7 protein-coding genes are annotated in these 17,214 nt (G+C 44.0%); all 7 read left to right on the forward strand.

The genetic code is table 11. From position 1 onward, the window contains the following. The first annotated feature begins 506 nt into the window (after window positions 1-506). The 7 genes from ACFSKL_RS19285 to iolC all read left to right on the forward strand — a co-directional run bounded on the left by ACFSKL_RS19285 (window position 507) and on the right by iolC (window position 17,183). Complete coding sequence (locus ACFSKL_RS19285) at window positions 507-3,281, forward strand: hemopexin repeat-containing protein (RefSeq protein WP_376888470.1); 2,775 nt, start codon at window positions 507-509, stop codon at window positions 3,279-3,281. Between the two features lie 59 nt (window positions 3,282-3,340). Then, window positions 3,341-11,131: an MBG domain-containing protein gene (locus ACFSKL_RS19290; RefSeq protein ID WP_376888472.1), complete on the forward strand. Its 7,791-nt coding sequence runs from the start codon at window positions 3,341-3,343 to the stop codon at window positions 11,129-11,131. A 73-nt stretch (window positions 11,132-11,204) separates the two neighbouring features. Then, window positions 11,205-12,173: a PorP/SprF family type IX secretion system membrane protein gene (locus tag ACFSKL_RS19295; protein WP_376888473.1), complete on the forward strand. Its 969-nt coding sequence runs from the start codon at window positions 11,205-11,207 to the stop codon at window positions 12,171-12,173. A 253-nt stretch (window positions 12,174-12,426) separates the two neighbouring features. Next, window positions 12,427-13,455: a LacI family DNA-binding transcriptional regulator gene (locus ACFSKL_RS19300; protein ID WP_376888475.1), complete on the forward strand. Its 1,029-nt coding sequence runs from the start codon at window positions 12,427-12,429 to the stop codon at window positions 13,453-13,455. Window positions 13,456-14,307: 852 nt separating this feature from the next. Further along, on the forward strand, window positions 14,308-15,252 hold the full coding sequence (locus ACFSKL_RS19305; protein ID WP_376888477.1) for a class II fructose-bisphosphate aldolase: 945 nt from the start codon (window positions 14,308-14,310) through the stop codon (window positions 15,250-15,252). A 28-nt stretch (window positions 15,253-15,280) separates the two neighbouring features. Continuing rightward, window positions 15,281-16,168, forward strand: coding sequence for a 5-deoxy-glucuronate isomerase (iolB, locus tag ACFSKL_RS19310; RefSeq protein WP_376888479.1), 888 nt, complete (start codon window positions 15,281-15,283; stop codon window positions 16,166-16,168). 4 nt (window positions 16,169-16,172) lie between these two features. Continuing rightward, window positions 16,173-17,183 (forward strand): 5-dehydro-2-deoxygluconokinase, encoded by a 1,011-nt coding sequence (gene iolC, locus ACFSKL_RS19315; protein ID WP_376888481.1) that lies wholly within the window; start codon window positions 16,173-16,175, stop codon window positions 17,181-17,183. The last annotated feature ends 31 nt before the right edge of the window (window positions 17,184-17,214 follow it).

The raw sequence follows: 17,214 nt of genomic DNA on the forward strand, positions 1-17,214 counted from the left end.
TTCATACCAGTGTACACTTAAATATAATGTTCTCACTTTATTTGCAGATTCAGTTGACTGTTAACCATTGACAGTTGTCGATTATCCGTATGATTCTAAGCGTTTAATTTACCTACTGGTATCATTGGGGATAATCATATTTATTTTTTTGCATTTACGATTTCTTGCCACCAGCCTCTTATAGCATTCCCAACGACGGGCCTATCCAATCTGTTGACAAGTATCCGAGATATTATGTCGTATTGATTTCCTTATCGAAAAAGCTGTGGTTAAGCAGGTGTTTTAGGTGAAAAACAGTTGGTTATATTTTAAAATTGCAAATTGTAAGGTTTTTGTAAGGTTGTTTTTTTGATGTTTTTTCAGGGAAAAAGTAAATTTGTTATACAATGAATGTTTAAAAATCTATTCTATAGCAACATCATTACTCTATTTTAAATATCAGTTTTCCTTACCTCTGATTTTTAGAACAGTTATATACTTGAATTAATCGTTAAAACGAGCATAAAATGAAAACGGTCTTACTATTTACAGAAAACTATGAAAAGTCCTTAAATGAACTTATAGAAAATGACGGCCAGGTGACCCAGAAACTTACTGATTCCGTATTTGTAGCAAATCTTCCGGAAGATTTAAAACTGGATGTATTAAAATATTCTTCTGAAAAGCTGGAGTTTGAACTGGATGAACTGTCAAATTCCATGATCCAGTCGTGGTCGGATATAGAAAATAAGCAAAAAACACTTGTAAATCGAGATGTTAAAGAATTTCATGGGCCGGATAATTTAATCGATGTCATAAAAAGCACCATAGACGCAGCCTTTACCCAGAAATGGGACGGAAGAATTTATTTCTTTAAAGGCGATCAGTACGTTAAATTATCTGAGGATGGTTCATATGTTGAAACAGAATACCCAAAGTCTATTAAAGAGAATTGGCCTGGTTTACCTCCATCTTTTCAAAAGGGGGTAGATGCAGTACTTATGCGTGATAATGAGAAAATATACATGTTTAAGGGCGACCAATATATCCGATATTCAGAAGTTTCCAAGGGCATTGATGAAGGATACCCAAAAAAAATTGCGGGCCATTGGCCAGATGATTTGCCTGTCTCCTTTAAAAAAGGAATAGATGCAGCTTTTACAGGAAAATGGGATGGCAGAATTTATTTCTTTAAAGATGAGCAATACGTTCGATTGTCCGAAGATGGTTTACATGTTGATGCAGGATATCCAAAGTCTATTAAAGAGAATTGGCCTGGTTTACCCGAAACTTTTCAGGAGGGCATCGATACAGTGCTTATGCGTGACAATAATAAAATATACATGTTTAAGGGCGACCAATATATTCGATATTCAGCCGTCCCAAAGGGCATTGATGAGGGGTATCCAAAGCCTGTTGCCAGTAATTGGTTAAAATATATGAAGGAAATAGCGTTTAGCTTTTCCAAAAAACCTGATCCAGACAGTAGTGGTATACAGACTTCTGTTGCTATAAATAATACGGGCAAGGTCATAGAGGTACATCAATCCAAAGGAGGTGACAAACTGTGGTGCCGCACCGGGCAAGCCTATCAGATGGATGTGCAATGGAATGCAAGTACATACTATGATAAGGGTACTACCCCTTCTGTCTGTATGAATGACAAGGGGACTATGGTTGAAGTACATAAAGCACAATCTTGGGATGAATTATGGTGCCATGTCGGTCAAACCGATGGAGATATTATCCGATGGGGAGCAAGCAATAAATATGATAGTGGCATATTACCCTCTATAGCTATGGATGATAAAAATTGGTGTGTAGAAGTACATAGTTCACAGGGGGCAGCAACGGGTCTTTGGTACCGTTTAGGTGTCGTAAATGAGAAAAAAAAGAAGATAGATTGGCTCTTTAGTAATGCTAAAAAATATGGTAAAGGTTATCGTCCTCGTATAGCTATGAACAATAAAGGTGTCGTGGTAGAGGTCCATAACAATGAAGTGACACATAATACTTTATGGTATACTGTTGGAATCCTGGATAGAAAGAATAATACCATTCGTTGGGGAAATCATATAAAATTTGGTAATGGTGGAACTCAACCTTCGGTAGCGCTTACCGATGATGGATTTGTAGTCGAAGTACATAATAGTGAAAGCAAAGGTACCCTCTGGAGACATGTAGGAAAAGTAAATGTCAACGACAAAACTATTGAATGGTCTGGTAGTAGGTATTTCGATGACGGACAAGCCCCTTCTGTAGCTTGTACATCAAACAGTTCTATGGTTATTGAAACCCATCAGGCTGAAATTTCACCGGTTTTATGGTACTCCACTTCATTAATCATTGCCAGAGAATGTTATCTCATCGATCCGGGTAACTGGATGCAAGCCACCATGGATACCATTGGGAAGTACACGCTAAGAGAAATAGCGATTCCAGGGTCACATGATGCTGGCATGTATAAACGCAATGGGGGTACTACCTTTGGTAAGGATTGCAATACCTTGACACAAACACTTTCCATAGGGGGACAATTGGCCAATGGCTCAAGGTATTTTGATATACGCCCTGTGATTCACGATGACCAGTATTACACCGGTCATTATACGAAAGCTTTAGACATGACCTGGCAAGGAGCCAATGGAGAATCCATTGCTGATATAATTAAAGAGGTTAATGGATTTACTTCGAAGAGAAAAGAGCTTATTATCCTTAACCTTTCCCACGATTATAATACCGATGTTGGCAATACCAGTTATCGGAAATTCAATGAGGAGGAATGGACAGGCCTGTTCGGGCAATTGTCCAAAATAAACGGATTACTCCATTCGGAAGCAAATGACCTGACCCATATAAAATTAAATGATTTGATTGCAGATGGAAGTAAAGTTATTATTGTTATAGAGGGACTGAATAAAAGTAAATTAGGCAAATATTATCAAAAAGGATTTTTCACTTCCTGTGAATTCAATGTATATAATCAATATGCTGATACAAATAGTGTTTCGCAGATGATGGTAAACCAGATAAAAAAAATGAAGGAAAATCCTTCTGCCTACTTTCTGCTTTCCTGGACCCTTACGCAATCAGATGGGGAAGCTGCAGGATGTTTTTTATTCCCAAACGTTGATAGCATACTGGATCTTGCCAAAACTGCAAATGCCAACCTTTATAGGGCTTTCCATCAAGTTTCAAGTTCACTATACCCGAATATAGTCTATATAGACAAATTTGATAGTCCTTTGGCGCTTTCCTTAGCTATGTATATCAATGCCTTTAAATCCATGGTAAGTGTCTGATACAAGTCAAATACTGAATTGTCTTCACAGGTAAAAGATAACCAAAAAACCTCATCTAAATGAAAACACCTTTACCCTTCTTATGGCCAGTTGGGTCATTTACCAATTCTCGAAGCATCATGATAACGATGATGTTGTTGTTTTTTTCGATATTCTCGGTCGTGGCACAGATTAGCCCTACCAACAACATCCTCTATATTAACAAAAATGTTTCCGGCGGCAACCAAAACGGCTCCTCCTGGGCAAACGCCCTGCCCGAGCTGCGGGATGCCCTAAGCTGGGCGGCAACCGGCTGGGATGCAAGCACAAACGGCACCCTACAAATCTGGGTGGCAGAAGGCATCTATACACCCACAGCCAGTCCCACCGACCGCGATGCCACCTTTCAATTGGTCAACGGCGTGGAGCTCTACGGCGGCTTTGACCCGGATAACGGCATTGAAGATTTAACCCACGACCGCATCCTCCCCTCCTTTGGAGGGGCCGGGGGAGGACAAGGAACCATCCTAAGCGGCGATATTGACACTAATGATACCGCAGAGGTAATTACCGACCCCGATACCCAAATACAAGGGAACAACAGCTATACCGTGGTAAACGGCTCCGACACAGACAATACCGCCAAGCTCGACGGCTTTACCATTACCGCAGGAAATGCCGATGTAGCAACTACAATTGCCGATACTTCTCCTGCCAGATGTGGCGGTGGCATATACATCAACAACGGTTCCCCTGTGATTGCCCACACCACCGTAGCCGGAAATAAGGCAACCGCTTATGGAGGAGGACTGTTTATGTATGGTAGTGGAAACCCGGTACTCACCCATTTAAACATAAGCCACAACAAAGCAGGTAGCATCGGCGGTGGGGTAAGTAATTTGGGTTTAAATATAAACTTGACCATCAGCCACAGCAACATTGCTGAAAACACGGCCAATTCTTTACACGGTGGCGGGATATATAATTCCGGCACCCTCAACCTAACCAATACCACCCTTTCCGGGAATACAGCTGGTTCTCGCGGCGGCGGGATATTAAACTGGGGAGGCACAACTACGCTTTCCAATACCATTGTTTGGGGCAATACCGCAGGCAATGAAGGGAATGAAATTTATAATAATAGTAATCCTTCTGGAAACGTTACCCTTACCCTAAGCAATTGCCTGTATCCCAACGGGGGCATTTATGACCGGGACAATGGAGGCACTATTACGTTCAATGAGACCAACATCCTCCATAGCGATCCACAATTTACCGATGCTGCTAACGGCGATTTTGCCCTGCAAAACACCAGCGCCGCCATCAATGCCGGCGATAATACACTTTATACTGCTGCCGGGAGTGATTTGGCCAACGATGTCGATCTGGCCGGGAACCCTCGGGTATATGATTATGCCGATGGAGGTATCATCGACATCGGCGCTTATGAATACCAGGGCGAGCTCTTTAGCATTACCCCCACCAATGGTGTGCTTTATGTCGATAAAAACGTAAGCGGCGGCAACCAAAACGGCTCCTCCTGGGCAAACGCCCTGCCCGAACTAGCCGATGCGCTCAAATGGGCAAACGACAACAAAGCCAATTGGACAAATACCAGCCCGCTCCAAATATACGTCGCCAAAGGCACCTACAAACCACAGTACAAAGTCGCAGAAGTAGACGACCAAAACAATCCAACGACGGATAGAGATAAGAGCTTCCTCATGGTGCCCAACGTACAGCTCTATGGCGGCTTCGATCCTGAAAACAGTATTACAACTTTAGATGATGACCGAGAACTTCCCTCCTCGGGAGGATCAGTGCTAAGTGGCGACATCGGTACGGAAAACAATAACGCTGACAACACCTACCACGTCGTCCTCTCCCTAGGTGCTGTAGGCACAGCCCTGCTGGATGGCTTTACCATTACAGGCGGAAATGCAGATGGTGGTTTAGCATATATTACGGTTAACACAAAAATTATATGGTTAAATTCCGGTGGCGGAATGTATAACGATTCTTCGTCTCCTGTTTTAACCAATGTAACCATCAGTGGAAATACGGCTAGTGATTATGGCGGAGGGATAGTTAATGCTTATACTTCGTCTCCTGTTTTAACCAATGTAATCATTAGTGGAAATACGACTGGTGGTTATGGCGGTGGAATGGATAATTCTTATTCTGCTTCTCCTGTTTTAACCAATGTAACCATCAGCGGGAATACAGCCACATATGGTGGTGGAATTTTTAATAAGGAATCTGCCCCTGTTTTAACCAATGTAACCATTAGTGGAAATAGGGCTGATGATGAATCAGGTGGTATTTATAACCAGTCATCCTCATCTCCTTTAATACGCAATAGTATTATTTATAATAATAATACCGGAATAAAAAATACCGATGCTAGTTCTTCTCCTTCCATTTCATACAGCTTAGTGCAAGGTATAAATAGTACAGTTGATGGCAATATAGATGGCAGTATCGATCCGCTCTTTACCGACGTGGCAAACGGCGATTACACGTTGCAGGCAGTCAGTCCGGTCATCGATGCCGGTAATAGTGCCTTATTTGCCGGATTAGATGCCAATACTCAGGATCTGGCTGGCAACCTGCGATTGATGGGCGATAATATTGATATGGGTGCTTATGAATTTCAAGGCGAACCGGCCGGGCAAATTAGCCCTACTAACGGTGTACTTTATGTCGATATAAACGTAGATGAAGTCGACCCAAACTATACCGGCGACGGCTCCTCCTGGGAAAACGCCCTACCTCAGCTCGCCGATGCCCTTAAATGGGCAAGAAAGCAACACGAAACAGACAACAATTGGCTGCAAAACGATTTTTTACAAATTTATGTAGCCCAAGGAACATACAAACCACTTTACAATGCCGAAGATGGGCAATACTCCGCCGACGGTGGCCGCGACAACGCCTTTGTAATGGTAAAGAATGTACAACTTTACGGCGGCTTTGACCCCGCCAACGGCATTGTTGATTTAACCCACGACCGCATTCTTCCCTCCTTTGGAGGGGCCGGGGGAGGAACCATCCTTAGCGGTGATTTGGATGCAAACGACACCCCCGGAATTCCCTCTGAAAATGACCCGTTGCGCAATGATAACGCCTACCACGTCCTGATCTCAGCCGGTGATCTTGAAAACGCCCTGTTGGATGGTTTTAGCGTCATGGGTGGCCACGCCAATATCTGGAACAATGGAAGAGTGGACGTTTGGGGAACATCTATTGACCGAGCTTATGGAGGGGGGCTGTATATAGATGGAAACGGGTTAACAGTGAGCCGAACAGCGTTCAGTGAAAACCTCTCCTTTCGTGGTGGTGGCGTAGTTGGTATATATAATGCTTCCGCAGATTTTTTAAACAGCACGTTTATCAACAACTATAGTCCTACCTACGGAGGAGGAATATCCTTGTTCCCGGGAGGGACCTTTTCGATAGTTAATGGATTGATAGCGAATAATACCGCTTACAATAGTGGCGGCGGGATAGGTAATTCCGGCACCCTTAACCTGACCAATACCACCCTTTCCGGAAACACAGCTGGTTCTAGCGGCGGCGGGATATTTAATTACCCCGGAAGCACGGCTACGCTTTCCAATACCATTCTTTGGGGCAATACCGCAGGCAATCAAGGGGATGAAATTTTTACTTATAGTGATGAGTTTGGAAACGTTACCCTTACCTCAACCAATTGCCTGTATCCGAACAATGCCATTTATAACAATGACGTGTTTGGAGGCACGACCACGGTCAATGAAACCGATATCCTAGATAGAGACCCACAATTTACCGACCCTGCCAATGGCGATTTTAGCCTGCAAAACACCAGCCCCGCCATTAATATGGGCGATAATACACTTTATACCACTGCCGGCGGCGATTTGCAAAATGATGTGGATTTGGCGGGGAATACCCGTTTGATAGGTACCAACATCGATATGGGTGCCTTTGAGTTCCAGCAATTACCTCAAACCATTACCTTCAATTCTCCACCTACCCTTACTTACGGAGATGTAAATATAGGATTTGATGTCTCAACCACTTCAGGTTTACCTATCACTTATTCTTTAAATGACAATGACTTTGTTTCTGCTACATCGAATGGATCCGGATTGAATGCGCTTCAAGCCACAGAAAGTCTGATAGAAATCACTGTTTCAGTAGCTGGAAATGAAACTTACGAAGCAACAAATGTCACTGTATCCATTCCTGTTGGCAGACTCCAATTGGAAATCGCAGCTCCTATAATTTCTCCAAAGGAATATGACGGAACAACTGATGTCATTTTAGAGCTTGGCTCAATTTTGAACCAAATAGAAGTAGATGTTTTACAGGTAGACTTTACAGCGTTTTTTGACAATCCAGATGCAGGGTCAGAGAAAACAATAACTGTTCAATTTATGATTTCTGGAACAGATGCAGACAACTACCTTGCTCCAAATACATTTATCAGCAATGAAGGTATTATCACCCCTGCCACTATCACAGGAATTACTTTCGAGGACCAAAGCTTTGTATTCGACGGAACGGAAAAAACCATTGAAATCACAGGAACACTTCCAGAGGGAACTTCGGTAGCTTATTCCGACAATACGAGGACAAACGTAGGAACCCAGGAAGCAACTGCCACGATCACTGGAGCGAATTTCACAACAGTAGTATTGACAGCAGACCTGACGATCATCCCAGCTGATATTTTGGGAATCGGTTTCGAAGATGCCAGCTTTACCTATGACGGAACAGCAAAATCCATTGAAATCATGGGTACACTTCCGGCAGGAACAAGTGTAGCTTATTCAGACAATACAAGGACAAGCGTAGGAACACATGAAGCAACAGCCACAATCACTGGATCAAACTTCACGACTTTGGTATTGACCGCAGAGCTGACGATCACACCAGCTGATATTTCGGGAATTGTTTTCGAAGATGCCAGCTTCATCTTTGACGGAACAGCAAAAACCATTGAAATCACAGGAACACTTCCGGCAGGAACAAGTGTGGCTTATTCGGACAATGCAAGGACAAACGTCGGGACTCAGGAAGCAACAGCTACAATCACAGGTTCGAACTTTAACGATTTGGTATTGACAGCGGATCTGACGATCACACCAGCTGATATTTCGGGAATTGTTTTCGAAGATGCCAGCTTTACCTATGACGGGACAGCAAAATCCATTGAGATAACTGGAACACTTCCGGCAGGAACAAGTGTAGCTTATTCCGACAATTCAAGAACAAACGTAGGAATCCAGGAAGCAACTGCTACAATCACTGGATCAAACTTCACGACTTTGGTATTGACAGCAGATCTGACGATCACTCCGGCAGAGATTACTGGAATCACATTTGAAGATGCCAGTTTTATTTTTGACGGAACGGAAAAAACCATTGAAATCACAGGAACACTTCCAGAGGGAACTTCGGTAGCTTATTCCGACAATACAAGGACAAATGTTGGGACCCAGGAAGCAACAGCCACGATCACTGGAGCGAATTTCACGACTTTGGTATTGACAGCTGATCTGACAATCACACCTGCTGACATCAGCGGAATCACATTCGATGATGCAAGCTTTGTATTTGACGGAACGGAAAAAACCATTGAAATCACAGGTGCACTTCCGGAGGGAGCTTCGGTAGCTTATTCGGACTATGCAAGGACAAATGTCGGGACTCAGGAAGCAACTGCCACAATCACTGGATCAAACTTCACGACTTTGGTATTGACCGCAGATCTGACAATTGTACCAGCTGATATTTCGGGAATCGGTTTCGACGATGCCAGCTTCATCTTTGACGGAACAGCAAAAATCATTGAAATCACAGGAACACTTCCGACAGGAACAAGTGTGGCTTACACAGATAATACAAGGACAAACGTAGGAACCCAGGAAGCAACAGCCACGATCACTGGAGCGAATTTCACGACTTTGGTATTGACAGCTGATCTGACGATCACACCTGCTGATATTTCGGGAATCACATTTGAAGATGGCAGTTTTATCTTTGACGGAACAGCAAAATCCATTGAGATAACTGGAACACTTCCGGCAGGAACTTCGGTAGCTTACACAGACAATACAAGGACAAACGTAGGAACCCAGGAAGCAACAGCCACGATCACTGGATCAAACTTCACGACTTTGGTATTGACAGCAGATCTGACGATCACACCAGCTGTTATCAGCGGAATCACATTCGATGATGCAAGCTTTGTATTTGACGGAACAGAGAAATCCATTGAAATCATGGGTACACTTCCGGCAGGAACAAGTATAGCTTATTCTGAAAATTCAAGGACAAACGTAGGAACACATGAAGCAACAGCCACAATCACTGGATCAAACTTCACGACTTTGGTATTGACGGCTGATCTGACGATCACACCTGCCGACATCAGCGGAATCACATTTGAAGATGCCAGTTTTATTTTTGACGGAACAGAGAAATCCATTGAAATCACAGGAACACTTCCAGAGGGAACTTCGGTAGCTTATTCCGACAATACAAGGATAAATGTCGGGACTCAGCAAGCAACAGCCACAATCACTGGATCAAACTTCACGACTTTGGTATTGACAGCGGATCTGACGATCACACCAGCTGATATTTCGGGAATCACATTTGAAGATGCCAGCTTTACCTATGACGGGACAGCAAAATCCATTGAAATCACAGGAACACTTCCGGAGGGAACTTCGGCAGCTTATTCCGACAATACAAGGACAAACGTAGGAACCCAGGAAACAACAGCTGCAATCACAGGTTCAAACTTCACGACTTTGGTATTGACAGCGGATCTGACGATCACACCTGCTGACATCAGCGGAATCACATTCGATGATGCAAGCTTTGTATTTGACGGAACGGAAAAAACCATTGAGATAACTGGAACACTTCCAGAGGGAACTTCGGTAGCTTATTCGGACAATACAAGGACAAACGTAGGAAGCCAAGAAGTAACAGCAACGATCACAGGTTCGAACTTTACCACTTTGGTATTGACAGCAGATCTGACCATCACTCCAACTGAACTTGCGGAAATCCTTGTAGATGATGAAATAACTACCCCGTGGTCGGTCGACCCTGAACTCCCTGGAGAAGTGGATGTTTTGATGCAGGATGGACAGATTCTCCGCTACGAAGTAGCATGGGACAAATCGACCCTCAACTTGTTGGATCGTGGCACTTACTCGGTATCCGGAACGGTCAATCTCCCTACAGGGGTTTTGAATCCATCCGGCAAGGAAGCTATTCTTCAGGTCATTGTCCTTCCAAAACCAGCACCAACAGGTTTGACACTTTCGAACAACCGCTTTGTCCCTGATCCCAATGTGTCCATGCAGGAGATAGGTTCTTTCACGGTCATAGATGAGATCGACCAAATCCATACTGTAGAGCTGGTTCCTGGAGCGGGTGACAATGTTTATTTTGAAATCAGCGGTGATGTACTCTACTGGAGCAGCTCTGAGGAAGCGGCTGGAAGGATGGAGTTTAGGATATTGGCCAGGGTCACTGACCGTGATGGGAACGTGATGGAAAGATCATTTACCATTCTGAGGGATCGAAAGGATATCTCAGAGATCACGGTTTTCAACACCTTTTCTCCAAATGGTGATGGGGTGAACGATACCTGGGGTGTGCCTGACCTCAAATACTACGTTGGTGGAAGGGTGCAGGTCTTTGACAAGGGTGGTGAAAGGCTCTTCTACACCGAAAGCCCCGAAGAGCGCTGGGATGGGACCCACAACGGGAAACAAATGCCTGTAGGGACCTACTACTGGGTACTGGAATCCAGGGAAACGGGTGAGATCAGAAGGGGTGTTTTGACCATATTGAAAAATTAAGGATTTGAATGATTTGGGAGGGTTGTTTTGATTGGCCCTCCCGATTTTTCCCACAAAAGAGAATGACATCAAAATGAAAACAGCAAAAAACAACATAGCAATTGGTTTTCTGGTCTCCCTGCTTTTAATGGGGGGGAGTCTCCATGCCCAGTCCAGAAAATGGGTCAGCCAGTTTTCACATTTCCAGGGTTACTTCAACCCTGCCTTGACAGGCTATGAGGGGAGTATGGTCCGTGGTTTTGTGCGCAACCAGTGGGGAGGGATAGAAGGAGCCCCCAAAACATATTTTGTGTCTGCGGAACTGGATTTTGGGGAGCTGTCAGGAGTGGAAGATCCGGCTTTGTTGGGCAAAAACTCCTTTTCCCTGAACCTTGTCCAGGATAATTATGGGGCGTTCAGGGACAATGAGGTGACGGTGAACTATGCGGCAAGGATCCGTCTGACGGAGCGCCACAACCTGCGCCTGGGTACCGGTGTGAGTTACCAAAGTGTCCGTCTGGATGGGAATTCATTGACTGCTGAAGAGGCAAACGACCCAGTTATCGGGAAGTATATCGGCACTTTCAGCAATACGAATGTATTGGATTTCAACATCGGCATGGCCCTGACGCATGCCAACTACTATATTTCCTACGGAGTCCACAGGGTCAATGGGGGAAGTATCCAGAATGGGGATGAGTTTATGGAAGGGTATCCGGCAGAGCAGATGGTCCAGGCTGGATACAGGGAAGCTGTATCAGACAACATTGCAGTGGCAGCCAATGGTATGGTAAGGTTCAGGAAAGATCTTCCCGATGCAGTGGAATTCAATTTCAAGGTACTGATGATGGACCGGGTATGGCTTGGCTTCGGGCATCGCATAGATTATGCATCCCATGGACAGGTTGGGTTTCTGACGGGGAGATTGCGTTTGGGCTATGTTTATGAGTTTCCTACCGCCAAAAGCTACCTGCTTCCGGGTGGGATCCATGAGTTTACCGTTGCCCTGAGTGTTTTCAGGAAAAATGAGCGGAGATACAGCAAAGAGGTCCTGATTTGGTAAATGCAACCCGATGTTTTCTTGTTTTCAAAGGATAGACTTTTGGTACCTACGAAAAGTGCCAAGCAGAATCCTATTTTATTTCCGGCATCGGATCATATCTCTTGTCATTCCCCGGCTCCACATTCTTTGGTTTTGGATGGATTTAGATTTTTTGTTCAGATCAGCCAATAGTTTTTATTTCCACAAAAAATGCCTAAATAGCTTTTGGGAATCGAGAAATAGGTAAATTTAATAGGACAATGCTTCATATATAATGAGAAAAGAGCAAGTAACCATCACTGATTTGGCAAGGGAACTCAATGTTTCTCCCTCTACTATTTCAAGGGCATTGAATAACAGCCCCTTTATAAGTGAGGAAAGGAAAAAAGTGATTTTGGATTTGGCAAAGAAAATGAATTATAGTCCAAATCAGCTGGCTTTGAGTCTTTTGAACAAAAGGACGAAAATCTTGGGTGTGGTAGTGCCGGAGATCACAAGCTACTATTTTTCTACCGCCATCAACGGGATTCAGGATAAGGTAGGAAGCAGTGGCTATAAGTTGATGATCAGCCAGTCCAATGAATCGTTTGAGGAAGAGATCAGGTTGATGGAAGCGATGGCGTTGGTCAGGGTGGATGGCTTTTTGATATCCCCTTCCTCAAATACAGTCAATTTTGACCATTTTGAAAAAATTAAAGGTTCGGGATTTCCCTTGGTTATTTTTGATAGGGATTGTTTGGGATTTGAAGCAGATAAAGTTGTCGTCGACGATTATTCAGGGGCTTTTCAGGCGGTGGAATACCTAATCCAAACAGGATGTAAGCGTATTGCACACATCACAGGCTCGGCAAACCTTTCTACTGCCCGGCATAGAAAAAATGGATACCTGGATGCATTGATCAAAAACAATTACCCAGTTTTGGATGAATTGATAGTGATTGGGGATGATTCTTCCTCCGAAAGTGGAGTAGCATGTATGCAAAAACTGCTTGATCTTGACCAGATGCCAGATGCGGTTTTTTGTTACAATGATGCCATTGCCATTGGAGCAATGTCTATCATTAGAGAAAAAGGAGTGCAAATCCCGGAGCAGATTTCACTGGTGGGTTTTGACGATGAACCATACAGTTCCTACTTTAAGCCCTCCCTGACATCAGTTTGGCAACCGATTTATGACCTGGGCTTATTGTCGGCCAAGATCTTGCTGGACAATTTGGATTTTGATAAGGAAAGCGCCGAATTTCGATTTGAAGTACTGAAGCCAGAATTGGTGATCAGGGAATCGTCTAGGAAGATTTCTTAGAAAAGCTGCCGCATGTGGTCAAAGCAAGAGTCAAGATGCGAGAGAAAAGATGCAAAGCCTGCCCCGGTGAATATCGGGGACACAAGATGAAATGTGACAGGGGCATATCGAATTTACCTCACCATAGGGAGGCAAAGTGAGATTTCTCCCCGCAATTCTGCGGGACAGGCTCCTTGCGGTCGATATGACTTGCCTCTAAAATGAGGACGTAAGTATAAAAAAAGTGTCAACAATTTTCAGGACGTGACAAGACATAAGACTTGAGATTCAAGACAAAGAGGCAAGAAACAAGAAAAAGAATCTAGAAACAAAACAAGAGTGTCATCTTCTAAAATAAGGTAAGAATCAAGAAATAACCCCGAATGGGGTTAAACCTTTCAGTTCGAGATTTCTTCCCACAATCCTGCGGGACAAGCTCCACGCCTCCCTAAAGTGAAGCAGGCTGTGAAAATTGAAGTTGGAGCGTGAATTTCAGTACGAGATTTCTCCCTCTAGTCGAAATGACCACAAGGTCACTCAACCAACCAATCAACCAGTCCCTCCATCAACTAGTCCCTCTATCAACCAATCCCCAATCAACCATTCCCTCCATCAACCATTCCCTCCATCAACCAGTCCCTCCATCAACCAATTCCCAATCAACCAGTCCCCTAATAAACCAATCCCCCCATCCTTCCTTCAGTGGCAAAATTCTGACCTGTACCGTGCACTTCGGGTAATCATAATATAATGCTTAATATTCGTGAAATAAACTTTTGTTTATGCAAACCTTTGCATGATACTATTTGGTTGTAGCCTTTTATTTTTGGTGTTTTTCATGTTGTATTGTAATACAAAGACCTACCCAAAATAATGAAAGTAACAACCCAAAAACTATTGAATGATTGCTATGGTGAATATGCTTTGGCCGCTATTAATGTCTTCACAATGGAGCAGGTCTTGGGTGTGTTTGAAGCTGCTGATAAGGCAGCGTCTCCAGTTATCATCCAGACAACTCCAGTAGCACGCGATTACGCCGGGCCACATATGATCATTTCCATGATCGATGCTGCCGCAGCCATATTCCCAAAGGTGGTATATGCACTACACCTAGACCATGGCAATGAACCGCATATCCATGCCGCTTTGGAGTCAGGAAAGTATTCCTCCGTCATGATCGATGCCTCCCATGAACCCTATGATGCAAATGTAGAAAGGACTGCCAATGTAGTGGAAAATGCCCACGCTTTGGGTGTTCCTGTTGAAGCAGAGCTGGGGGTGCTGAGTGGGATTGAAGATGATATGGAGGTAGAGGACTCCCTAGCCAAATATACCAGACCGGAAGAAGTTTTGGATTTTGTCAATAAGACCAAATGTGACAGCTTGGCAATCGCCGTAGGTACCAGCCATGGGGCTTATAAGTTTTCAGGTGACCAAGGTATTCGTTTCGATATATTGGAAAAAATCCAAATATTACTCCCTGGGTTTCCACTGGTATTGCATGGTGGCTCTGCTGTCAATCCCGGAGAAATACAAAGGATAAACAATTATGGAGGGGAATTGAAAACCGGTAGCCGCGGGGTGTCTGATGGTGAAATTAAGAAAGCGATACGCCTAGGCGTGTGCAAGGTGAATATTGCCACTGACCTGAGGGTACTTTGGTCGGGTGTCCACAGAGAGTTCTTTCACCGCAACCCAAGTGTATTTGATCCCATATTGCCAGGAAAAACATATAAAAATGAATTGGTTGAGATGGTCATGGGAAAATTTGAATTGCTAGGATCAACAGGCAAGGCAAAGAATTTTGACCAAATCTAAATTTTCAAATCTATTAACATTATACCCAATGAAAAAAGACGAAAAGTATCCACTGTTGGCAAAACCCATAGCGGAAGAAGGAATTTATCAAAGGATAACCAAAGAAGAAGGGGATTGGGAATTTTTGAATTTTGAAGCCCGGTTGATGAATAAGGATGAAGTATGGAAAGGCTTTACGGGAGAGAATGAATATGCCATCATCCTGCTTTCAGGCAATTTCACTGTGGAATCCGACAAAGGGACTTGGAGCACAGTCAATGGACGCAAAAATGTGTTTTCAGGCATTGCCCATACATTGTATCTTCCTCGAAACACCTATTTTGAATTGACTGCCGAATCTGATTTACTCGATATTGCTTATGGCTGGTGCGAGACCGACAGGGATTTTTCACCTTATTTCAAGACGCCAGAAATGGTTCAGGTAGAGATCAGGGGAGGAGACAATGCCACCAGACAGATCAATGACCTGATGGGGCCAGGCTCACCGTGTCATCGCTTGGTTGTGGTGGAAGTGTATACGCCCTCAGGAAATTGGAGTTCTTTTCCCGCGCACAAGCATGACGAAAGGAAAATTGACAAGGAGGGGAATCTATTGGAGGCACGTTTGGAGGAGACATATTTTTATAAAATTGACAAACCCCAAGGTTACGCCATTCAGCAGGTATATACCCAAGACAGGAGCTTGGACGAGATCGCCGTTGCCAGAAACAATGATGTGGTCTTGGTGCCAAAAGGTTATCATCCTGTGGTAGCGGGACATGGGTACAATGTTTACTACCTGAATTTTCTGACAGGTAGTGACCAATCGTTGGCAAACACACCTGATCCCGACCATACCTGGGTTTTTGGTTCGTGGAAAGGAAAAGATGCAAGGATTCCAATGGTAACTGCTAAAATGAATGGACAAAATGAATAGGAAAATGGATAATAAATTAGATGTGCTCACCATAGGTCGTTCTTCCATAGATCTATATAGCCAACAAGTGGGGGCGGATTTTGTCGATATCAAGAGCTTTGATGCTTTTGTAGGTGGTTCCCCTTTGAATATCGCCACGGGCTGTTCCAGATTGGGGTTGAAGTGTTCCTTGTTTTCCGGTGTAGGGCAAGATAAGGTAGGGGATTTTATATTGAATTTTCTGGAAAAGGAAAATATAGACACCAGGCATGTGCCTAGGATTCCGGGGGCTAGAAGCAGTGCGGTTGTGCTGGGGATACAGCCTCCCGATAGATTCCCATTGGTCTATTATAGGGACAATTGTGCTGACATTCAGATTACCATCGACCATGCTTTGGAGATACCCTTTGAAACATACAGATTGGTGGAAGTGTCTGCAACGGCTTTGAGCATGGAACCCAGCAAATCTACGGTGTTTTTTGCGGTAGAAAAGGCGTATTCAGAAAATGTTCCAGTGGTATTGGACATAGATTTCCGGGCAGACCAATGGCATGATGTCCGTGCCTTTGGGCTCAATGTCAGGGCAATATTGCCCAAAGTGAAAATTGCAATAGGCACAGAAGAAGAGATTTTGGCTGCCATGCTGAAAGACCAAAGCCAAATCACCATAGAGCATCAGCAGATCTCTGCTCCCAAAATCACGGGTGACATCGATGAAGCGATTCGGTCTATCCTCCAAACAGGGGTAGAGATCCTCCTAGTCAAAAGAGGTGCCCAAGGGGTGACAGTTTACACCGCTGAAGGGGAAGTCACACAGGTCCCAGGGTTTCCTGTAGAGCCACTCAATGTCCTTGGGGCAGGGGATGCATTTGCTTCAGGCTTTATTTACGGGTATTTGCAAGGTTGGTCATTGTACAAGTCCTGTAGGATGGGGAATGCAAGTGGGGCACAGGTGGTCCTGCAATCCGGTTGCGCCAACTTTATGCCGACTTTGGAAGAGTCAATGGCATTTGTAGAATCCCATGGGGGATTTTAAATTCCAAGTAATTAATCAAATCAAGCCCAAA

Source organism: Belliella marina (assembly GCF_042682445.1).
Taxonomy (GTDB): Bacteria; Bacteroidota; Bacteroidia; order Cytophagales; family Cyclobacteriaceae; genus Belliella; species Belliella marina.

Coding starts and splice junctions, on each gene's coding strand:
- ACFSKL_RS19285 (WP_376888470.1), top strand. CDS start 507: ATGAAAACGGTCTTACTATTTACAGAAAACTATGAAAAGTCCTTAAAT.
- ACFSKL_RS19290 (WP_376888472.1), top strand. CDS start 3,341: ATGAAAACACCTTTACCCTTCTTATGGCCAGTTGGGTCATTTACCAAT.
- ACFSKL_RS19295 (WP_376888473.1), top strand. CDS start 11,205: ATGAAAACAGCAAAAAACAACATAGCAATTGGTTTTCTGGTCTCCCTG.
- ACFSKL_RS19300 (WP_376888475.1), top strand. CDS start 12,427: ATGAGAAAAGAGCAAGTAACCATCACTGATTTGGCAAGGGAACTCAAT.
- ACFSKL_RS19305 (WP_376888477.1), top strand. CDS start 14,308: ATGAAAGTAACAACCCAAAAACTATTGAATGATTGCTATGGTGAATAT.
- iolB (WP_376888479.1), top strand. CDS start 15,281: ATGAAAAAAGACGAAAAGTATCCACTGTTGGCAAAACCCATAGCGGAA.
- iolC (WP_376888481.1), top strand. CDS start 16,173: ATGGATAATAAATTAGATGTGCTCACCATAGGTCGTTCTTCCATAGAT.